This is a genomic window from Arsukibacterium tuosuense, from assembly GCF_900215315.1.
Classification (GTDB): domain Bacteria; phylum Pseudomonadota; class Gammaproteobacteria; order Enterobacterales; family Alteromonadaceae; genus Alishewanella; species Alishewanella tuosuense.
Genome location: NZ_OBEB01000006.1, coordinates 90,271 through 111,715 on the forward strand (window position 1 = coordinate 90,271; position 21,445 = coordinate 111,715).

A 21,445-nucleotide genomic window follows, 5' to 3' on the forward strand; every position below is an offset into this window, starting at 1 on the left:
TGGTCTGGTGCCCGGGCTCAGCTGGCGTTGGCAGCCTGTTCCGGACAACGCGCCAGCCGTTCGTTGCTGCCATCCTGATTAAGTTGCTCTAATATCACGTCAAACCCCCACAAACGGTGTAAATGCTTCAGTACTTCCGGTGCATTTTTTGCCAATGGCACCCGTTGTTGTGGAATATAGCGTAAGGTCAGGGCGCGGTCGGTATTAATATTGACATTGTATACCTGAATATTGGGTTCAATCTGGCTTAAATTGTATTGCGCCGACAACATTTGCCGAATGCGTTGGTAACCTTGTGCATTATGAATAGCGCCGACTTCCAGGCTATTTGCTTCATCGTCATCAATAATAGCGAATAAATGAAAATCGCGGATGACTTTCGGCGACAGATACTGGCTGATAAAACTTTCATCTTTAAAGTTTTGCATTGCAAAGTGCAATGTTTGCAACCAGTCACTGCCAGCAATATCCGGAAACCATTCTTTGTCTTCAGCTGTCGGTTGTTCACAAATACGGCGAATATCAGTAAACATGGCAAAGCCCAGCGCATAGGGGTTGATGCCGGAATAATACTTACTGTTGTATTCCGGTTGCGCCACAACATTGGTGTGGCTGTGCAGCACTTCCAGCATAAAACGATCGCTGACTTTTCCCTCGTCGTACAGGTGCTGCAAAATAGTATAATGCCAGAACGTCGCCCAGCCTTCGTTCATCACCTGGGTTTGTTTCTGAGGATAAAAGTACTGTGAGATTTTCCGGACAATCCGCACTATCTCCCGTTGCCAGGGTTTAAGTAATGGTGCATTTTTTTCAATAAAATACAGCAAGTTTTCCTGTGGTTCTGCCGGGAATCGGGTTAGACGTTGTTCTTCAGTGGGGGCTTTTAACGGGATAGTCCGCCATAGATCGTTGACCTGACTTTGCAGGTAAGCTTCGCGTTCTTCCTGGCGTTTTTGCTCTATTTCCAGCGATATTTTTTGTGGTCGTTTATAGCGGTCGACGCCATAATTCATCAGCGCGTGGCAGGAGTCCAGCATATCTTCTACATCAGTTATGCCATATTTTTCTTCGCACTGGCTGATATAGTTTTTAGCGAAAACCAGATAATCAATTATTGAGTCGGCGTCGGTCCATGTTTTAAATAAATAATTGTTTTTAAAAAAAGAATTATGGCCATAACTGGCGTGGGCCATTACCAGTGCCTGCATGGTAATGGTATTTTCTTCCATCAGGTAGGCGATACACGGGTTAGAGTTGATAACAATCTCATAAGCCAGTCCCATGTAGCCACGTTTATAATTTTGTTCGGTCTGAATAAACTTTTTACCATACGACCAATGATGATAACCCAGTGGCATGCCGACACTGGAGTAAGCGTCCATCATTTGTTCTGCGGTAATCACTTCTATCTGATTCGGATAAGTATCGAGCTGGTAGAAAGCCGCCACCCGGGCAATTTCCTGGTGATACTCCTCCAGCAGATCGAAAGTCCAGTCGGGGCCGTCGGCCAGACATTGCGGCCGGGCTTTTGCTTTTGCCATATGACCTCCTCAGGCCGCTTGCTTTTTAAACAGCTGGCGGAATACCGGGTAAATATCTGCCAGCTCCCTGATATGCTCTATTGCTATATTGTCATGCTGCGCTAATAGTTTTTCATATTCGTGCCACAGGCTTTGGTGTGCTCTGGGAGTGATCTCTATGTAAGCATAGTAGCGCACAAGCGGTAGTAGTTTGTTTGCCAGGAGCGCCGCACAAGGCGCACTGTCATCAGTCCAGTTATCACCGTCAGATGCCTGTGCGGCATAAATATTCCACTGTGCCGGGTCGAAGCGGTCCAGGATAATCTCATGCATCAGTTTTAATGCCGACGAGACAATGGTGCCACCTGTTTCCTGGGAGTAAAAAAACTCCTGCTCATCTACTTCTTTGGCCTGTGTATGATGGCGTATATAAACGACTTCGACATTTTTATAGCTGCGGCTTAAAAACAGATACAGCAGAATATAAAATCGTTTTGCCATATCTTTGGTAGCCTGATCCATTGACCCTGAAACATCCATCAGGCAAAACATCACGGCTTTGCTGGTGGGCTCTGGTTTTTTCTGGTAATTACGAAAGCGTAAATCAAAACTGTCGATAAAAGGCACAGCTGCAATGCTGGCTTTAAGCGCCGCAATTTGTTCCTGCAGTTGCAGCCGTTGCTGCTGATCAGGCACCGGTTCCTGGTCAAGCGTTTGCAGTTGTTGTTCCAGTTCGGCCAGGCTACGCTTTTTACCTGCTGTCATCGCTACCCGTCTGGCCAGTGAACCACGTAGCGAACGCACTATGTCAATGTTACTCGGCACGCCTTCAGCGCGGTAACCGGCTCTGACACTCTTATATTGTACTAATTTATCCAGCTGGTTTTTTCTGAGGTTTGGCAGCGCCAGGTCCTCAAATAGTAAGTCCAGATATTCATCTTTAGAAATTGAAAAAACAAAGTCATCGTTACCTTCGCCATCTGCACTGGCATCGCCCTGACCGCTGCCACCAGAACCTCCTTGTGGTTTTGGAATCCGGTCTCCTTCACTGAACTGGTCATTTCCCGGATGAATAATCTGGCGACGACCGCCTTTACCCTGGTGAAAAAAAGGTTCACTAATGTCTTTGTTTGGAATAGTAACGTTTTCGCCACTGCTGATATCGGTGACACTGCGCTCGCTGATAGCATCTGCCACCGCTTTCTTTATTTGCTGTTTATAGCGCCGGATAAAGCGCTGCCTGTTGACAGCGCTTTTGTTTTTGCCATTGAGTCGACGGTCAATAAAATGCGCCATACTGCCTCCGGCGTTATTGTGATTTGCGAACCCGCAAATACCATTCCGACAGCAGCCTGACTTGCTTACGGGTGTAGCCTTTCTCCATCATCCTATTTACGAAGTCATCGTGCTTTTTCTGATCATCAGTTGAGGTTTTGGTATTAAAGGAAATGACCGGCAGTAACTCCTCTGTACTGGAAAACATTTTCTTCTCAATGACTGTGCGCAGTTTTTCATAGCTGGTCCACAAAGGATTTTTGCCATTATTTTTCGCTTTGGCCCGCAGTACAAAATTAACGATCTCATTGCGAAAATCTTTAGGGTTGCTGATCCCAGCTGGTTTCTCTATTTTCTCAAGTTCAGCATTCAACGCTGCCCGGTCAAACAGCTGACCGGTTTCCGGGTCCCGGTATTCCTGATCCTGGATCCAGAAATCAGCATAAATGACATAACGATCGAAGATATTCTGGCCATACTCCGAGTAAGACTCCAGATAGGCTGTTTGAATTTCCTTACCAATAAACTCGATATATTTTGGCGTCAGGTAGCCTTTTAGGTGCTCCAGGTAACGCTCTGCAACATCAGCAGCAAATTGCTCACGTTCTATTTGCTGTTCCAGCACGTAAAACAGATGGACCGGATTGGCCGCGACCTCGGTACTGTCAAAATTAAATACCCGCGACAATATTTTAAAAGCGAAACGGGTAGACAGACCGGTCATGCCTTCGTCTACTCCGGCATAATCGCGATATTCCTGATACGATTTTGCTTTCGGATCAGTATCTTTTAAGCTTTCACCGTCATATACCCGCATTTTTGAGTAGATGCTGGAATTCTCGGGCTGCTTAAGCCTGGACAGTACCGCGAATTGGGCAAGCGAGCTTAGGGTACCGGGTGCGCAGGGTGCAGCGTTTAGTTCGCTGTGCTCGAGTAATTTCTGGTATATTTTTTTCTCTTCACTCACCCGCAGACAATAAGGTACTTTTACAATATATACCCGGTCCAGAAAGGCTTCGTTATTTTTGTTGTTACGAAAAGTCTGCCATTCTGACTCGTTGCTGTGCGCTAAAATTATGCCATCAAATGGCAGCGCCGCCAGGCCTTCTGTGCCATTGTAATTGCCCTCCTGGGTGGCGGTCAGCAGCGGGTGCAACACTTTTATCGGGGCTTTGAACATTTCGACAAATTCCATCAGGCCCTGATTTGCCCGGCACAGCGCGCCGGAGTAACTGTAAGCATCAGGGTCATTCTGAGCAAAATGTTCTAATTTGCGAATATCAACCTTCCCTACTAAAGCGGCAATATCCTGATTATTTTCATCACCCGGCTCGGTTTTGGCAATGGCAATTTGATCGAGAATTGACGGGTATTTTTTAACGACCCGGAACTGGCTGATATCTCCGTTGTATTCGTGCAACCGTTTAGTTGCCCAAGGCGACAGAATGTTGCGTAAATAACGCGGTGGAATGCCATATTCCTGTTGTAGTAAACGGCCATCTTCATTGCTGTCAAACAGCGACAGTGGGTGGTCACAAACCGGAGAGCCCTTTAAATAATAGATGGGGATCTGTTGCATTAAGTGTTTAAGCTTTTCTGCGAGTGACGATTTACCGCCCCCGACGGGGCCTAGCAAATACAAAATTTGTTTGCGCTCTTCCAGCCCTTGTGCTGAATGTTTTAAATAAGAAACAATTTGTTCTATGGCATCTTCCATGCCGTAGAATTCAGAAAATGCCGGGTAACGGGCAATAACTCTGTTGGAAAATAACCTGCTTAAGTGTGGATCCTGAGCAGTATCAATCAGTTCAGGCTCACCAATAGCCAGTAATAAGCGCTCGGCTGCGGTGGCATAACAACTTTTGTCTTCTTTACAAAGCGCCAGATACTCCTGAATGCTAAATTCTTCTTCTCGGGTGGCCTCATATCGTGATTTGTAGTGCTCAAAAATGCTCATATGCACCTCCAGCCATTGCTCGTGGGAAACCTGATATCGCTGCTGTTGCTTTTAAGGTTAGACAGTAAAAATCATCTTCGCCTGTCTAATTCACCGAAAATAATCATATTTTTTGTTTGCTTTTTCATCATTACGTAACGCAGGCGTGCCGGGTTTAGCGCAAAGGAAGGAAAAATTTCAAGGTTGTAAACATCGGCAGCAAGCTGGAGGAAGAGAAAAAAATACCCGGCAGATGCCGGGTATTAGAAATAACAAATGTGCTGGTGTGGGCAGCCGTTACTTAGCGAAATTGTCGGCGGCAAACTGCCAGTTTACCAGGGCCCAGAATGCGTCAAGGTATTTAGGACGGGCATTGCGATAGTCGATGTAGTAGGCATGTTCCCATAAATCTACAGTCAGTATTGGAGTAACAGTTGCATCCTGAACAGGGGTGGCGGCATTGCTGGTATTAACAATATCCAGACTGCCATCGGCTTTTTTGACTAACCAGGTCCAGCTTGAACCAAAATTATTTACCGCTTTATCATTCAGTGCTTTTTGAAATTCCGCAAATGAACCCCACTTGGCATTGATAGCATCTGCTAACGCGCCGGTCGGTTCACCGCCGCCGTTAGGTGATAAACAGTGCCAGTAAAATGTGTGATTCCAGACCTGAGCTGCGTTATTAAATAAGCCACCGTCAGAACTGCGGATGATTTCTTCCAGTGATTTGCTGGCGTGTGGGGTATCTTTCACTAAACCGTTTAATTTTTCTACGTAAGTATTGTGGTGCTTGCCGTAGTGATACTCCAGCGTTTCTGCTGAAATATGCGGGGCTAAAGCGTCTTTCGGATAAGGTAATGCTGGTAATTCAAAGGCCATTGTTATGCTCCGTTATCGTTGTTAAAAATGTCTGCATCGCGTAGACTACAAAACTTGACTAAATTACTCAAGTTTTAGACTATGTCAGCTTTTACGCTTAGCAAGCTGCGCCGGTTCGTTACCTAAACCGACGATTATTTTAAGTAATAATTATGATAGTTAAGCAGATATTGGGTTTTTTTTTGTGAACTCAAGTGGCAGCTGTGAAAGATAAGCGTAAAATGGTTCAAATTATTAAGTTTCTGTCGAGGTGAAAATGGAGACGTTGGATAAAATTAAACAGCAAATCGCTGAAAACCCTATTTTGTTATTTATGAAAGGCTCGCCTAAGTTTCCCAGTTGCGGTTTTTCTGCGCAGGCATCTCAGGCAGTGATCGCTTGTGGCGAGCAGTTTGCCTTTGTTGATATTTTGCAACATCCTGACATTCGGGCAGAGTTACCCAAATATGCCAACTGGCCGACTTTTCCGCAATTATGGGTTGATGGTGAGTTAGTTGGTGGTTGCGATATTATTCTGGAAATGTTTCAGCGTGGTGAGTTGCAACCGTTAATTAAAGAAACAGCTGCAAAAACAACAAGTACTGATGATACGGCTGACGCTGAATAAACAGCAGCTTACTACCAGGTAAAAAAACGGGGAGCATGCTCCCCGTTTTTTGTGGCTTACTCAGCATCGTCAGCTTCAGAAAGTGGCCAGCCGCCTAACTGCTGCCACTTATTGACGATGTAGCAAAACAACTCTGCTGTGCGCTCGGTATCATAGAGCGCGCTGTGCGCTTCTTTATTGTCAAAGGCAATGCCAGCCTGTTGGCAAGCTTTTGCAAGTACGGTCTGGCCTAATGCTAATGCTGCCAGACTGGTGGTATCGAATGACACGAAAGCATGAAAAGGCGATCGTTTATAGTTGGTGCGGGCAATGGCCGCATTAACAAAACCCTGATCGAATGCGGAATTGTGGGCCACAATCACTGTACGTTGGCACCCGGCAGCTTTTTGCGCTTTGCGAACTGCTTTACAAATTTCAGTTAACGCTTCCCGCTCCGGAACTGCACCGCGCAGTGGGTTGAAGGGGTCTATGCCGTTAAAGGCCAGTGAACTGGCATCGAGGTTTGCGCCTGCAAATGGTTCTACATGGAAATGCAGGGTCTCGCCCGGGAACAGCTTACCTTCGTCGTCCATTTGCAGCAGGTTTACCGCAATTTCCAGCAATGCATCAGTCTGAGCATTAAAGCCTGCGGTTTCAACGTCGATAACCACAGGATAGTAGCCACGAAACCGTTGAGCGAGCGGGGAGGTTTTTTCTGTCATAAGCCAACCATTAAAAAATGCAGAGCGCATTATGCCAAAAAAAACAGTCAACGTCTTGTATTCGGCACAGTGTTTGCTTATTAATCCTTAGTAATCTGGCTTACGTAAATGGTTTGCCTAAGCCTAAACCGGCCAGTTAATGTGTTATTTTGTAGCAAGGTAGAGTAAATGCATAAATATGTTTTAATATTCATATTGTTAGCTTGCGCGCTGGCGACTGATTACAGTTATGCTGTTGCCAAGCAGTTGCGTCAATATTCTGCCAGCATTGAAGATTCAGCGTGGCAGGTAACTGAGAAAACACCACTAGTCTGTCAGTTAGAACATACTATTCCTAATTTCGGTCTTGCTGTCTTTCAAAGTAAGGCGAGTAAAGCGCTTAATTTAAACTTTGAACTGAAGATGCTCAGGCTGCCTGATGCTTACGGTTTAGCGGAAGTACTATCGATGCCACCAGCCTGGAGGCCGGGTGAGCCAGGTAAAAACCTGGCCAGCATGGCATTGTTAAAGCAATTTAATGGCGAATTGCCGAAAAAAACCGCCTGGACGTTGCTGACTGAGCTGGAGCAGGGCTTCAGCCCGACATTTTATTATGCAGATTGGTACAGCCCTTATGATCAAGTCGCGGCCAGACTTAACCCTGTGCAGTTTCCATCTGGTTACCATGCTTTTAATGAATGTATTGCTGCGTTGCTTCCCTATAGTTTTGAGGATATTGCTTTTACGGTATTAAGCTACGAATCTGGTAGCGACCAGCTAACGCGGGAGTCACAACGACGGTTGCGTCAGATTGCTGCATATATACAGCACGACCCGCAAATTGAAACTATTGAATTACAGGGTTATACCGACAGTTACGGTGGGCGCTGGATGAATGAGCAGCTGTCTCTGAAACGGGCTGAAAAGATAAAGCAATTTTTAGCCGAGGCCGGTGTGGCCGATGACAAGGTCAGGGTGGATGGTTATGGAGAGCGCCGCCATGTCGCGTCAAACCAAACTACGCTGGGGCGTGCCACTAACCGCCGGGTAGTGTTACAAATGGCCAGACCTTAATATTTAGATAACTGGCCAGCGGTTGTGGTTCAGATTATTGCACCATAATATCCACCTGGCGCCAGTCATTTTGTTCAGAAATTAATATTCTGACCTGCTGCTGATTTACCCGGTAGTACAGGTTTAACCGGCCATCCACCATAGCGCTGTTGTCCGGCTCGCCCAGTTGCTGGCGGTAGAAATCCTGTAACTCGGCAAGTGACTGGCGACTAAAATAACTCAGCACTGCGGGTAGTTTATTTTCGAGCCGGGCAAATTCGCGGGCGTCGTTTGTCAGGGGAACCTGATAAAAGCTGTCCGCTTTAACATCAAGTGATACTGAAGCAAACAGAGCACAGGCCATTAACAAAGAAAAAGATCGCATTTTAGTTCCTTTTGTACAGTGCGATAGGACAGCTTAACCATAGCAAACTTCAACAGACTTTGACCAGCAAAAACAACCCGCTAACGCCAGTATATCTTACGCAGCACAACCGCAAATATACACAATTTTTCAGGTTTTGGCCGCTACCCGGTTAAGTCGCTCCGGGTCGATGGCTGCCAGATAGTCTGAGGTCATTGCCATGGGCTGACCAGCGATCTGACAAGCCAGTGTTTCTGCCAGTAATGGTGCCAGTAAAATTCCGCGGGCGCCCAGCCCACCGAAAGCGTACAAGCCAGGCCTGTTAGCAACGCCGCCAAGTAATGGCAGATGATCGGGCACTGTCGCCCGGAATGCCGCCCGTGACCCCGTGACCACTGCGTCTGAAAACCACGCTGGCTGTTGCAACTGGCTGTTAACCAAAGCTAGGTTTTCGTCGTCATCAGCGGAAGAAATAAAGGCCGTATCAGCCTGGCGGTCAAAAGTTGCGCCTACCGCATGATTCCCAGCCAGTGCTGGTGTGATATAGCCTTTATGACAAAGCACTGTGTTAAGTGCGCTCATGCCACTGCTCATGACATGGCTGACCTGGCCACGAACCCGATTAACGGCTAAGTGCTGACTGACTGCAAAACGTGTTATATCTGCGCCATTGGCCAGTACGACCCTGGAGTAAACGGCAGAAGGCGTTTTTGTATCAAACTTAATTTGCCACCTTACGGGTGTCTGTTGCTCTTGCACAGAAGCAACGTGACCAGCAGTATCATCGCTAGTAGGGATTATAGCGCTAACCTTACTGTTAAATTGCACCTGAAACAGATCGGATTGCTCTAAAAGAGCCAACGCTGCCTGGCAGAATTGTTTCGGACTGAGCCAGCCGGCTTGCGGCAAAAAAATGCCGCTGTGGCATAGTGACACCCCGGCCAGTTGAGTTGCCTGCTCCGCTGTAACCGGATATACCAGCTCTGCAGGCCAATTTGCCCGTGCTGCAATTTTTTGCTGGCGTTGTGCTAATCCCGGGTTGGTCGCCAGATGCAGCACGCCACACCACTGCATAGCGAAAGAAACACCCTGAGCTGACAACTGCTGATAGAAATGCCTGGCAAAATAAAATGCCTGACAATGCAGCAGGCTGGCAAGGGTTGGAGTCGGGTGCAGGTTCGGGTAAACCGCGCCTTGCAGATTGTGGGAGGCGCCTTGGGCAATCTCGCTGTCAGCACAAATTAACTCAACAGCAATGCCTTTTTCGGTCAATTGCAATGCCAGGCAAACGGATGCTATACCGCCACCAATAATGCATACTCTTTCTGCTGTGCCGGTATTGCCGGACACCCGGACTGGCGCTATTGGATCTGCATCCGGGCTCAAAGTAGCGGTAAGCATTTCCCGCTTACGGCCAAAACCTTTTATTTTTTTAATGGTAAAGCCGCTCTGTTGCAGGCCGCGTTTAACCAGTCCGGCACAGGTAAAGGTGGCGACAGTTGTCCCGTTGTGGCTAAGCCGGGCCATTTGCTCAAATAAGGTTGGTTGCCACATATCGGGGTTTTTACCGGGGGCAAAGCCATCCAGAAAGAAGGCGTCAGCCTGGTTACTGGCGGGCAACTGCGGCATTAGCTCGTTAACATCACCCAGCCATAAATCGAGAATAATATCGCCGTTATCAAACGTCAGCCTGTGGCATCCGGCAATAGCGGGTGGGTATTGCGCCAGCAACTGGCGGCAAAGCTCGCTTAGCTCAGGGTGCGCCTGAAGTGCAGTGGTTAAATCAGATAAGCTGAGAGGGTATTTTTCAAAGCTTGAAAAGTATAACTTGCGGCACGTTACCTCTGGCCATTGCTGGCGGGACTGTCGGAATCGTTGCCAGCTTAGTAAAAAATTGGCGCCGGTACCAAAGCCTGTTTCTATAATGTGGAAAAATGCAGCGTTAGTTTGCTGCCAGCGTGCGGGTAACCCATTTTGCAGTAAAAAAACATATTCTGTTTCTGCCAGGCCACCCTCATTTGAAAAATAAATGTCATCAAAATCAGTGGCAACTGGGGTACCCTGTTGGTTAAAGTGAATATTAGCGTTTTTTAGCGATGACATCTTGGCATCCGGCAGGAAATTCGGCTTGTAGTTTACCCGAAGCTGAAGCAAAATTAAAAAAGAGTACAACTGTACGCTGAAAGCTGACCAGTTTTTGCTGCAAAGTCCGTACAATAGACTATAACGTAATTATTTTTCTCTGCCGCCAGGCAGACATGGGAGTAAGCATGAAAAGAGCCGTTATCACGGGCATGGGTATTGTTTCAAGTATTGGCAATAATCAGGCGGAAGTGCTGGATTCATTGAAAGCTGGCCGGTCTGGCATTACTGCTTCACCGGAGTTTGTTGAGTTTGGTTTACGCTCACAGGTTTGGGGCAATATTAAAATGAACCCGGCTGAGCACATTGACCGTAAAGCCATGCGCTTTATGGGTGATGCGGCCGCTTACTCCTACATTGCCATGCAGGAAGCGATGACAGATGCCGGTTTAACTGCTGAGCAAATTTCAGATCCGCGGGTTGGCTTAGTTGTTGGTTCCGGTGGTGCCTCGTCGAAGACGCAGATAGAAGCGGCTGACACGCTGCGTGAAAAAGGCGTGAAGCGGGTTGGTCCTTATGCTGTGCCAAAAACCATGTCCAGTACCTGTTCAGCATGTCTTGCCACACCCTTTAAAATTAAAGGGGTTAACTACTCGATCAGTTCAGCCTGTGCTACCAGCGCCCATTGTATTGGCCATGCGGTAGAACTTATTCAACTGGGTAAACAAGATGTAGTATTCGCCGGTGGTGGTGAAGAAGTGCACTGGACCCTGGCAATGGAATTCGATGCGATGGGCGCCTTGTCCAGCCGCTATAACGAGACACCGGAACTGGCTTCGCGTACCTATGATGCCGGGCGCGATGGTTTTGTAATCAGCGGCGGTGGCGGTATTGTGGTGGTTGAGGAGCTGGAGCATGCGCTGGCTCGTGGCGCCACTATTTATGCTGAAATAGTGGGCTATGGCGCCACGTCTGATGGTTTTGATATGGTGGCGCCCAGTGGCGAGGGCGCGGTACGTTGTATGGAAATGGCCATGCAGGGCGTGTCAGCTCCGGTTGACTACGTAAATACCCACGGTACCAGTACACCGGTTGGCGATGTTAAAGAGCTGGCAGCTATTCAGCAAGTGTTTGCCGGTAAATCACCGGCAATCAGTGCCACTAAAGCGATGACTGGCCATGCGCTTGGCGCAGCTGGCGTGCACGAGGCCATTTATTCACTGCTGATGATGAAACATAACTTTATTGCGCCGTCGATCAACATTAGTGAGTTGGACGAAGCGGCGGCTGGCTTAAATATTGTCCGCCAGGCGCAGGACGCAACCTTAAATACCATTATGTCGAACAGTTTTGGTTTTGGTGGTACTAATGCAACTTTAGTTATGCAGCGCTATCGTCCATAAGTTTTGTAACAACCTTTGTTGAAAAAGCCAGACGAAAAACCGTCTGGCTTTTTGTTTTTTTTGCTAGACTGCGCCAAGAGTGCGATAACGGCAATGCCTGAAAAATTTACGGAATATCACCCCCTGTTGATGAAAAAAGTATGCCGATGAAAATATACGCAGATGAAAATATGCCACTGGTAGCGGAGTTTTTTGGCCATTTAGGGCCGGTAACTTTATTTAATGGTCGTGCGGTAACCGCCAGTGCGCTTGCTGACGCTGAGGTATTGTTGGTGCGTTCGGTCACGCCGGTTAATCAGGCATTGCTGGCCGCTAACAAGACGCTGCAGTTTGTTGGTACCGCCACTATTGGTATGGACCACATTGACAAGCTGTACCTGGCAGAGCGTGGTATCAGTTTCAGCTCAGCACCGGGGTGTAACGCGCAGTCTGTTGTTGAATATGTCCTAAGTGCCTTGTGGTATCTGGCAGAAAAGTATCAATGGCAGCTTAGCAGCAAAACCCTTGGTATTGTTGGGGTTGGCCATATTGGTCAGCGCCTGGCAGATGCGGCGGCGGCGTTAGATATGCAGTTGTTACTTTGCGATCCACCACGGGCGGCGACTGAGGCTGATTTTAACCACACTTCTTTTACCGAGCTATGCCGTCAGGCCGATATTATTAGTTTTCATACCCCCATGGTTAAAACCGGGCCGGCGCCAAGCTGGCATTTGTTAAATGCGCAAACGTTGGCAATGTTAAAACCAGAGTGTGCGCTGATCAATGCGTCACGCGGTGCGGTAATTGATAACGATGCCCTGTTGCAGGCACTAAAACAGCAGCTAAGACCGGTCGTGCTCGATGTGTGGGAGCAGGAGCCTGACATTCTGCAACCATTGTTACCCTATCTGGATATCGCCACGGCGCATATTGCCGGCCACAGCATTGAGGGTAAAGCACGGGGCACCGCAATGCTGTACCAGCGACTGTGTCAGAAGCTGGATCAAGCCCCGCTGATGCAGCTTACTGACTTACTTGCTGTACCAGCTGTGGAAAAAGTGCATATATCTGATAATTTTGGGCTTCCAGATGTCCAAAATTTGGCGCGGATGTTATATGATGTGCGACGGGATGATGCATTATTCCGTTTTCATATTCAACGTGAGGGGTTTGACTGGCTGCGAAAGTCTTATCCGCCGCGACGAGAGTTCAGTTCATTGCAGCTAACCGGTAGTAAGGTACCGCTCTGGATGGCGCAGTTAGGCTTTACAAGTCAGCAAAAAGGGGTTTAGGCATGGCATCGCAATACAATGTGGCGATTTTAGGCGCAACAGGTTTGGTTGGGCAACATCTGATAGAAATTCTGGAGCAGCGCGATTTCCCGGTAGCCCAGTTATTTCCGCTGGCCAGCAGTCGTTCTGCCGGTGGCACTATTACCTTTAAGGGTAATAAAATAACAGTGCAGGATGCGGACAACTTCGACTGGAGCCAGGCGCAAATTGGCTTGTTTTCAGCCGGTGGCAGTGTCTCAGCAATTTATGCACCTAAAGCGGCCGAGGCCGGCTGTGTGGTTATTGATAACACCTCACACTACCGTTACGATGCCGATATTCCGCTGGTGGTACCGGAAGTCAATGCTGCAGCCATTGCAGATTTTCGTAACCGCAACATTATTGCTAACCCAAACTGCTCTACTATTCAGATGTTGGTCGCGTTAAAACCCATTTATGATGCGGTAGGGATCAGCCGGATTAATGTTGCTACCTATCAGTCGGTCAGTGGCGCCGGGCAGTCCGCATTAGATGCACTGGCGCAGGAAACAGTGCAGCTGATGAACGGCCGGCCATTAGAAGGTGAGGGTCAGTTCGCCCGCCAGATTGCATTTAATGTTATCCCGCAAATCGACGTTTTTATGGATAACGGTTACACCAAAGAAGAAATGAAAATGCATTGGGAAACCCAGAAGATTTTTGCTGACAGCAGTATTGCGGTAAATGCTACCGCGGTGCGGGTACCGGTGTTTTACGGTCATGCTGAAGCTGTACATATTGAAACCCGGATGCCCATTACAGTAGAGCAGGCCAAAGCGCTGCTGGCAGACGCACCAGGCGTGGTATTACTGGAGGATAACGCTGATTTCCCAACTCAGGTTTGCAGTGCCACCGGCAAGGATGAGGTATATGTGGGCCGGGTCCGTCAGGATATCTCTCATGAAAATGGCTTAAACCTATGGGTGGTGGCAGATAATATCCGTAAAGGGGCTGCCACAAACAGCATCCAGATTGCTGAACACCTTATTCGCGACTATCTATAACAGTTTAACACTGTAATTAAAGGCTCCTGAGGGAGCCTTTTTTCTGGATTAGGTTTATGCTGGTAACAAGGTCGTTACTGTTTTATATTTTGCGGGACACGCTTTGTTGTTTGTAAAACTATTAATATTGGAACAGTGTTTGCATTCGTTTTGCTATCAAACAGTGTTTACTGTGAAATAAAGCATAAATCAGCTTAAGTTGCCCGGGTAAGGAAAGTTAATGCCACTTCGTCTCTTGTCTTTATTGTTGGTTGTCAATTTCTCGACGCTGCTTGCGGGCGTTGCGCTGGCTGATGAACCTGCGTCGACTCCGTTACGCGGGCCAAAAAATACTGATACCGCATTGATGCAGCGCCAATTGGGACCGCTTAGTGCGTCTGATACGTTGTGGCGAATCGCCGAGCGGATAAAACCTGATGCTGCTGATGTCAGTACCTACCAGGTGATGTACGCTATTTATCTGAAAAACCCTGGTTCTTTTATCGATGGCAACCTTAACCATTTGCGTCCTGGAGCGACGTTGCAGTTGCCTAATCTGCGGGAAATCAGGGAAATTGATAATAATGTCGCACGCGCCAAGTCAGATTCAGATGACAAAGCCTGGGCCGCGCGGGCCAGAGCTGCCACTCAGGCAAGCAACCAACAAAATGGCAATCAACAGCCTGAAGTTTCTGCGGTGTCGAACGAGCAATTACAACAACTTACCGAATTAAAAGACCAGTTTGGCAATTCATTGTTAATGATAGAAACGATTGCCAGAGAGAACAACCAACTCAAAACTACATTGTCGCAGGTACAAACAGAGCTTTTAGCCCTGCAGCAGCAACTGGGTGAAGACAGTAGCTTGCAGCAGCAGTTAAATATGCTGTTACAGCAACAAGCTGACATTTTGGCTGCTCAGCAAGCACAGGAACAGCAGGCCGCAGAAGCAGCCAAAGCATTGGCTGCAGAAGAGGAACAAAGCGCAGCTATTTTTAACAACCCGATCGTATGGGTGCTGGCAGCGTCAATTCCGGCGTTATTAATTTTGTTTGGTGTCGTGTTGTGGCTGAAACGCCGGGGCCAGCAAACTGAAGCCGCAGTAGTTGCTGCCAACAATACGGCAGAGCCACCAGCTGATTATAAATCACCTTTACCACCGCTCGATGATAATAACGATTTAGACGACAGTGGCTTATTCGATATTGACGAAAGCCTGTTGGACGATGCGTTTGCAGATAATGGTGATTTTGCCGGTACTGAAGTGCTGGACGATAGCCTGCCTGATTTTAACGATGATGCTTTGCTGGATGATGATGCACTGCTGGACGACGATATTTTGCTGGATGACGATAGTTTACTGGCGAATGGTAGCTCTGCCGCTGTAACGTCGGAGGACGATTTACTGGACGATGTACTGGGGACGCCAGACGAAGAGAGCGAGCCGGCTAAAGCGGAGTTTGATGCGAATAATATTCTGTCAGACAGTGATTTAAACGCATTACTATCAGCAGAAGATGACGACGATGCCATTATTGAGCTTGATGATGAGTTTGATGTCGATTTAGCAGAGTCGGAGCAACTCGGCGCTGAATTGCAGCCGGATGACGTTGATGATGCGGCTGAGCAGCGTGGAACGGCAGCTGAAACTGACGAAGAGATAATTGATTTAGATGAGACTGAGCTGCCGTCAGATGTTCCAACTCCAACGCCATCTGCTGAAGCAGAAGAGGCCGCTGAGCCAGATGTTGAAGATGATTTACTGGAAGAAATTGAGCTTGATGTTCTCGAGGAGCCGGAGGAGCCCGAGTTATTAACAGAGCCAGAGCAGAAGCCGCAGCCGGATGCCGCACCATCAGCCGAGCCAGATCTGGCAATAAACGACGATGAAGACATTCTGGTAGAAACTGACAACAGCAGTGAGCAGTTAGTCAGTGAACAATTTAGCAATGAATTGAGTAATGATGAGTTAACCGATACTCAGATTGCCAGTCTGGTTGAAGATGAAAGTTTCGACCGTACCGAGCTTGATGCATTTGCAGAGGCTCTGGCACTGGAAGGGCGAGAGCAGACTGAAACCGCAGAGGCAACGGACGATGATGAGGCTTCTGAGTTACTCAGTGCTGAGCTGGATGAATTGTTGCAACAGGTTGAAGCAGTAGATCCGGAGCAGGCTGAAACCGATGCGGAAGCGAAAGCTGAAACTGAAGCCGCGACAATTACGGAAACAGATACTGTTACTGATATCGATGCCGTTGTCACAACGACTGATGCAGACGCAGATTTGGATAGTAACGTTGATGAGTTAGCTGACGACAATGATACTGCGGTTGACAGCGATGGCCCGGATTTACAGAGCAATGAGGATGACTCAGTTACTAAGCCTTCCGAAGCAGCATTATCCGTCGAAAACCCCAGTAAAATGCTGGAAAGCTACCCTGAGTTAGAGCTGAGCGACGAAGACTTTAATGATGAAGAAGTGGTAGTGGACGACGACGCTGTCAGTGTTGACATATCCCCGGCAGATCCGGATGCTGACCAAAGTCTGGCAAAGCTGGATGACAGTCAGTTTGATAATCTGCTAACCGAGCTGGAAGCGATGGCACAAACCACTGCCAGTGACAGCGAAGAGTTAAATCTGGATGTTGATGCCGTATTCAGTCCGTCCCTGGACGAAGAAGAAACTATTGCGTTGTCTGATGCTGACTTTGTTGAAATTGACAATTTGCTTGCCAGCAGTGAGCAGACGCAGGAAGATGATGGCCGGTTCGAGCAGTTGAATGTTGATGTTGGCCTGGATGAATTCGCTGATGTCATTGGCAATAATAACCCGCAGGACGTTGACGCAGAAGATAATGGTTTTGCCGCAAAACTTGACCTGGTTCGGGCTTACATTGAAATAGACGACCTTGATAGCGCCAACCAAATTATCACAGAGGTTCTCGACTCTGACGCTCCCGAGCACGTTAAAACTGAAGCACAAGCACTGCAGAAAAAAGCTGAATGACATGTTGGTTCGGCCCAACCGATCAGCAGGCTGTTATCCGGGGAACTCTGCGGTATAATCGCGCCGGTTTATCAGAGGGAACCCCATGCGAATAGCCTTAGGTATTGAGTATGATGGCACTGGTTTCTTTGGTTGGCAGCGCCAGCGTGAAGTGAACAGTGTGCAACAAGAGCTGGAAACAGCGCTGTCTAAAGTAGCGAACCGTCCGGTTGAAGTGTTTTGTGCCGGGCGCACTGATGCCGGCGTACACGCCACCGGTCAGGTGGTCCATTTTGATACTGAGGCCATACGCGACCCTAAAGCCTGGATAATGGGAACTAACAGCCAGTTACCTGATCAAATAGCAGTGCGTTGGGCAAAGCCGGTAGCAGACGATTTTCATGCCCGTTTCAGTGCTACTGCCCGCCGTTACCGGTACATTATTTACAATCAAAAGTTCAGGCCCGCTATTTTGCGCTCCGGGCTTAGTCATTATCATCAGCAACTGGATATCAGTTTGATGCAGCAAGCGGCGCCGGTGTTAATTGGCGAACACGACTTCAGTGCGTTCAGGGCTATACAGTGTCAGTCCAAAACGCCTTTTCGTAATATCCACCATTTATGTTTAAGCCGGGTGGGTGACTATCTGGTGCTGGACATCAAAGCTAACGCTTTCTTACATCATATGGTGCGTAATATTACCGGTAGCTTGCTGGAAATTGGTATGGGGCGTAAGCCTGTTTCCTGGCTTGGCGAGCTTTTACAAAGCCGCAATCGCAACCTGGCGGCGGCCACAGCAAAACCGGGTGGTCTTTATCTGGTCGAAGTCGATTACCCTGAGCACTATGCAATACCCAAAGCTGCGCCGGGGCCATTATTCTTATAACGGCTGCTAAGACCAGTTTTTTATATTCTGTTTGTGGGTGTTTATGCTTTAATAGCGCCCGTTTAGTTTTATTTCGGCGTTTTTTGACGTATTTTGTCTACTCTTAGGTCTAACGTCTGATACCTTTTAATAGGAATGCATTATGAGTTGGTTAGAAAAAATCCTGCCCAGAACCTCAACCTCGGCGCGTCGTAATATTCCCGAGGGTGTCTGGACCAAATGCAGCTCGTGTGATGCTGTGTTATACAAAGCCGATCTCGATCGTAATTTAGGGGTTTGCCCCAAGTGTGATCATCATATGCGGGTAAACGCCCGGACTCGTCTGACCCACTTTTTTGACAGCCATTCCACCACAGAACTGGCAGCCGAACTTGAACCACAGGATTTACTGAAGTTTAAAGACAGCAAGCGCTATAAAGACCGGCTTGCCGCAGCCCAGAAACAGACCAACGAGAAAGATGCCATGATTGTGATGCATGGTACCTTGCACGGCATGCCGATGGTTGCAGCGTCGTTTGAGTTCGAATTTATGGGGGGCTCAATGGCATCTGTGGTCGGCGCCAAGTTTGTTGCGGGTGTCGAGTATGCGCTAACTCATAAAGTGCCTTTCGTCTGTTTTTCTGCCAGTGGTGGCGCAAGGATGCAAGAAGCGCTGTTTTCACTTATGCAGATGGCGAAAACCAGTGCAGCGTTGGCCAAACTCAGTGAACAGGGACTACCCTATATTTCTGTCTTGACTGACCCTACTATGGGTGGGGTATCGGCCAGTTTAGCGATGCTGGGTGATATTAATATTGGCGAGCCTAAAGCGTTGATCGGTTTTGCCGGCCCCCGGGTTATAGAGCAAACCGTTCGGGAAAAGCTGCCGGAAGGGTTCCAGCGTAGTGAATTTTTACTGGATCACGGTGCGATTGATATGATTGTTGACCGTCGGAAAATGCGCGATACAATTGCCCGTCTTGTTGCCAAGTTTATGCAGCTACCCGCGCCGGTATCCGAGCACGACGCCGCTTAGGAATTTATGTCAGACACGCTAACGTCAAGCCAATCGCGTCATACTCTGGCCGATTGGCTTTGTTATATTGAGCAAAGCCATCCCATTGACAAAATTGAACTGGGCCTGGAGCGGGTAAGCCGGGTTGCTGATCGTGCTGGATTGGCACAGTTGCCTGGTAAAGTTATTCTGATTGCCGGCACGAATGGCAAGGGCTCTACCGCCCGTACCCTTGAGCAATTATTATTGGCTCAGGGCTTCAGTGTAGGTGTTTATAGCTCTCCACATCTATTGCGCTTCAATGAACGACTGCGGCTGAATAACCGTGATGTTGCTGACACGCATTGGGTTGATGCCCTGGCACAAATAGAAACGTTGCGGGGCGACACGGCACTGACTTATTTTGAATTTACGACACTGGCCGCATTCTCAATTCTGAAACGTCAGCCAGTCGACTTTTGCCTGATAGAAGTGGGACTGGGTGGCAGGCTGGATGCAACGAATATTGTCAGCCCTGATCTTAGTGTGATTACCACCATCGATTTAGACCATCAGGACTGGCTGGGTGATGACCGGGAGGCGATAGGCCGCGAAAAGGCAGGGGTGTTCCGACCCGGTAGACCGGTGGTTATTGGTGAGTTACTACCACCTGCCAGTGTAATGACCCGGGCTGCAGAGTTAGATTGCCCGAAACTGACCGTTGACCAGGATTACTTTTATCAGCAGCACGCAGATACCTGGATCTGGCATTGTGGAGCAGCGGTGTATAAAGATCTGCCACTGCCTGCGCTACCGGTGCAAAACGTGGCGACCAGCCTCGCGGTACTTTACCAGTTGGCATTATTACCTGAAGAGACAGTACTCAAAAAAGTTTTAGCCGAACTTAATTTGGCTGGCCGGATGCAGTTTTTGCAACAGCGGCCAGCAATAGTAATAGATGTTGCGCATAATCCACAGTCGACCCGTTACCTGGCAACAAAGCTGGCAGAGCTAAAGCCCGGTTACAGTAGAGTGCTTGCTTTAGTCGGCATGCTAAAAGACAAAGACATCGCCCAGGCGTTGGCGCCCTTGACCTCTGTAATTGATCAATGGCATCTTAGCAGCCTGCCTGGGAGGCGGGGAGCGTCAGCTGCACAGTTAGCCGCGGCGTTATCTCAGGCTGAATATCAACAGTATCCAGATGTGACAACGACATTTAATCAATTGTTTTCTAAGTTGCAACAAGATGATTTACTGGTTATTTTTGGTTCATTTGTCACGGTTTCATTAGTGCTGGCAAGCTATCATCAGGAGGCAACATGACCGCGGGATTTAAGCACAGATTACTCGGTGCTACTATTTTGATATTAGCCGGTATCATTTTTCTGCCTGATTTACTGGATGGCGAGAAACAAGTGGTGAAAGACGATTTTAAGGTTATCCCCGACCGACCTGAATTTCAGGGAGTGCAGCAGCCAGAGCCTTTTGATCAGGCTGCATTTGACAGTGCCAGTAGTGCAGCGACGGCCACGCAGGTTAATGAAAAAGCACTTGATGCTGAGACCGCTGACAGCGCTACAGCCAATGAACGTGGCGCAGACGAGTTGCCATCTCAGCAGTATGCCCAGGTTACTATTAATGGTGAAAGCCCTGCAGAGCCCACTGCTAAGCAGGCGACTGAAGGCGCAAAAGCATCCAGCGCCGTTGCAGAAAACGCCTGGGTAGTTAGGGTAGGGAGCTTTAGTAACCCACAAAATGCCAATGCGCTGGTGGCGAAACTCCGGCAGGAAGGCTATGTTACCTTTACCCGGGAGATTACCAACAGTAATGGCCAAAAGTTAACTAGCGTGCTGGTGGGGCCTGAGCTTCGAAAAGCCATTCTGGAACAGCAAGTTGAGCAACTTCAGGAGCTGACAGGAATTGCCAGGTTAGTGGTAAGTCGTTATCAGGTTACCGAAAATAATTAGCCAAGCATCAGCCGGTTTGATAGAATGCGCGCCGTCATCAGGCATCCTTTGGTAGCAAATGGTTTGGGTTGATTTTGTTATACTGGCAATTATTGCCTTATCGGCTGTCATCAGTCTGATCCGCGGTTTCGTCAAAGAAGCTATCTCGCTGGTAGTGTGGTTTCTGGCCTTCTTTATTGCCAGCCAGTATTATCCAAAACTTGCGTCACTTTTTACTAATATCACCGACCCCACAATCCGCAATGCGTCGGCCATTGCTATTTTATTTATCTGTACACTAATCCTTGGCGCCTTAATCAACTTTGTTATTGCTAAGTTAGTGCAAGGAACGGGACTGTCAGGCACTGACCGGGTACTGGGTCTGGTATTTGGTGCGTTGCGGGGCGTGCTGGTAGTAAGTGCTGTATTGTTTTTTATGGATGCTTTTACCCCGGCAGCGCAAGCGCTCTGGTGGCAACAATCGGTGTTGATCCCCGAATTTGGTTTTATTATCGAATGGTTTTTTGAGTATCTGGAAAACCATTCCAGTTTTATGCAAAAGCCCTAGGGCTGGCGAGGA

At 48.1% G+C, this 21,445-nt stretch carries 18 protein-coding genes; 11 read left to right on the forward strand and 7 right to left on the reverse strand.

The features are described 5' to 3' along the window. Positions 1-17 precede the first annotated feature (17 nt). The 4 genes from CRO03_RS12960 to sodB form a co-directional block, all read right to left on the reverse strand. Complete coding sequence (locus CRO03_RS12960) at positions 18-1,541, reverse strand: SpoVR family protein (protein ID WP_097112060.1); 1,524 nt, start codon at positions 1,539-1,541, stop codon at positions 18-20. A gap of 9 nt (positions 1,542-1,550) precedes the next feature. Further along, positions 1,551-2,816 carry a YeaH/YhbH family protein gene (locus CRO03_RS12965; RefSeq protein ID WP_097112061.1) on the reverse strand — a complete coding sequence of 422 codons (1,266 nt, stop codon included), beginning with the start codon at positions 2,814-2,816 and terminating at the stop codon, positions 1,551-1,553. A 13-nt stretch (positions 2,817-2,829) separates the two neighbouring features. Further along, the gene (locus CRO03_RS12970; RefSeq protein ID WP_097112062.1) at positions 2,830-4,752 is read right to left on the reverse strand and encodes a PrkA family serine protein kinase; all 1,923 of its coding nucleotides are present in this window, start codon (positions 4,750-4,752) and stop codon (positions 2,830-2,832) included. 276 nt (positions 4,753-5,028) lie between these two features. Then, entirely contained in the window at positions 5,029-5,613 is a 585-nt protein-coding gene (gene sodB, locus CRO03_RS12975; RefSeq protein ID WP_097112063.1) for a superoxide dismutase [Fe], read from the reverse strand. A 256-nt stretch (positions 5,614-5,869) separates the two neighbouring features. On the opposite strand from sodB, the gene CRO03_RS12980 reads away from it, so the two are divergent. Continuing rightward, positions 5,870-6,220 carry a Grx4 family monothiol glutaredoxin gene (locus tag CRO03_RS12980; protein WP_097112064.1) on the forward strand — a complete coding sequence of 117 codons (351 nt, stop codon included), beginning with the start codon at positions 5,870-5,872 and terminating at the stop codon, positions 6,218-6,220. Positions 6,221-6,276: 56 nt separating this feature from the next. On the opposite strand, the gene rnt is transcribed toward CRO03_RS12980, so the two are convergent. Further along, positions 6,277-6,921, reverse strand: a complete 645-nt coding sequence (gene rnt / locus CRO03_RS12985) for a ribonuclease T (RefSeq protein ID WP_170949016.1) — start codon at positions 6,919-6,921, stop codon at positions 6,277-6,279. Between the two features lie 168 nt (positions 6,922-7,089). Between rnt and CRO03_RS12990 the strand changes: the two genes are divergently transcribed. Beyond that, complete coding sequence (locus CRO03_RS12990; protein WP_097112065.1) at positions 7,090-7,974, forward strand: flagellar protein MotY; 885 nt, start codon at positions 7,090-7,092, stop codon at positions 7,972-7,974. A gap of 34 nt (positions 7,975-8,008) precedes the next feature. On the opposite strand, the gene CRO03_RS12995 is transcribed toward CRO03_RS12990, so the two are convergent. Then, positions 8,009-8,338 carry a hypothetical protein gene (locus CRO03_RS12995; RefSeq protein ID WP_097112066.1) on the reverse strand — a complete coding sequence of 110 codons (330 nt, stop codon included), beginning with the start codon at positions 8,336-8,338 and terminating at the stop codon, positions 8,009-8,011. 129 nt (positions 8,339-8,467) lie between these two features. Continuing rightward, positions 8,468-10,420 (reverse strand): bifunctional tRNA (5-methylaminomethyl-2-thiouridine)(34)-methyltransferase MnmC2/FAD-dependent 5-carboxymethylaminomethyl-2-thiouridine(34) oxidoreductase MnmC1, encoded by a 1,953-nt coding sequence (gene mnmC, locus CRO03_RS13000; protein WP_097112067.1) that lies wholly within the window; start codon positions 10,418-10,420, stop codon positions 8,468-8,470. Between the two features lie 167 nt (positions 10,421-10,587). On the opposite strand from mnmC, the gene fabB reads away from it, so the two are divergent. From fabB to CRO03_RS13045, 9 genes are all read left to right on the forward strand, one after another. Further along, positions 10,588-11,802 (forward strand): beta-ketoacyl-ACP synthase I, encoded by a 1,215-nt coding sequence (gene fabB / locus CRO03_RS13005; RefSeq protein WP_097112068.1) that lies wholly within the window; start codon positions 10,588-10,590, stop codon positions 11,800-11,802. A gap of 146 nt (positions 11,803-11,948) precedes the next feature. Then, complete coding sequence (locus tag CRO03_RS13010; protein ID WP_097112069.1) at positions 11,949-13,073, forward strand: 4-phosphoerythronate dehydrogenase; 1,125 nt, start codon at positions 11,949-11,951, stop codon at positions 13,071-13,073. A 2-nt stretch (positions 13,074-13,075) separates the two neighbouring features. After that, positions 13,076-14,095 carry an aspartate-semialdehyde dehydrogenase gene (locus CRO03_RS13015; protein WP_097112070.1) on the forward strand — a complete coding sequence of 340 codons (1,020 nt, stop codon included), beginning with the start codon at positions 13,076-13,078 and terminating at the stop codon, positions 14,093-14,095. Between the two features lie 220 nt (positions 14,096-14,315). Continuing rightward, positions 14,316-17,081, forward strand: a complete 2,766-nt coding sequence (locus tag CRO03_RS13020) for a FimV/HubP family polar landmark protein (protein ID WP_097112071.1) — start codon at positions 14,316-14,318, stop codon at positions 17,079-17,081. A gap of 85 nt (positions 17,082-17,166) precedes the next feature. Continuing rightward, a complete protein-coding gene (truA, locus tag CRO03_RS13025) occupies positions 17,167-17,946 on the forward strand; it encodes a tRNA pseudouridine(38-40) synthase TruA (RefSeq protein ID WP_097112072.1) in 780 nt (259 codons plus the stop codon). 142 nt (positions 17,947-18,088) lie between these two features. Beyond that, complete coding sequence (accD, locus tag CRO03_RS13030) at positions 18,089-18,961, forward strand: acetyl-CoA carboxylase, carboxyltransferase subunit beta (protein WP_097112073.1); 873 nt, start codon at positions 18,089-18,091, stop codon at positions 18,959-18,961. A gap of 6 nt (positions 18,962-18,967) precedes the next feature. Then, positions 18,968-20,242 carry a bifunctional tetrahydrofolate synthase/dihydrofolate synthase gene (gene folC, locus CRO03_RS13035; RefSeq protein ID WP_097112074.1) on the forward strand — a complete coding sequence of 425 codons (1,275 nt, stop codon included), beginning with the start codon at positions 18,968-18,970 and terminating at the stop codon, positions 20,240-20,242. Then, positions 20,239-20,886, forward strand: coding sequence for an SPOR domain-containing protein (locus tag CRO03_RS13040; RefSeq protein ID WP_097112075.1), 648 nt, complete (start codon positions 20,239-20,241; stop codon positions 20,884-20,886). Before folC ends, CRO03_RS13040 begins: the two co-directional genes overlap by 4 nt. 58 nt (positions 20,887-20,944) lie before the next feature. Beyond that, complete coding sequence (locus CRO03_RS13045) at positions 20,945-21,433, forward strand: CvpA family protein (RefSeq protein WP_097112076.1); 489 nt, start codon at positions 20,945-20,947, stop codon at positions 21,431-21,433. Positions 21,434-21,445 lie beyond the last annotated feature (12 nt).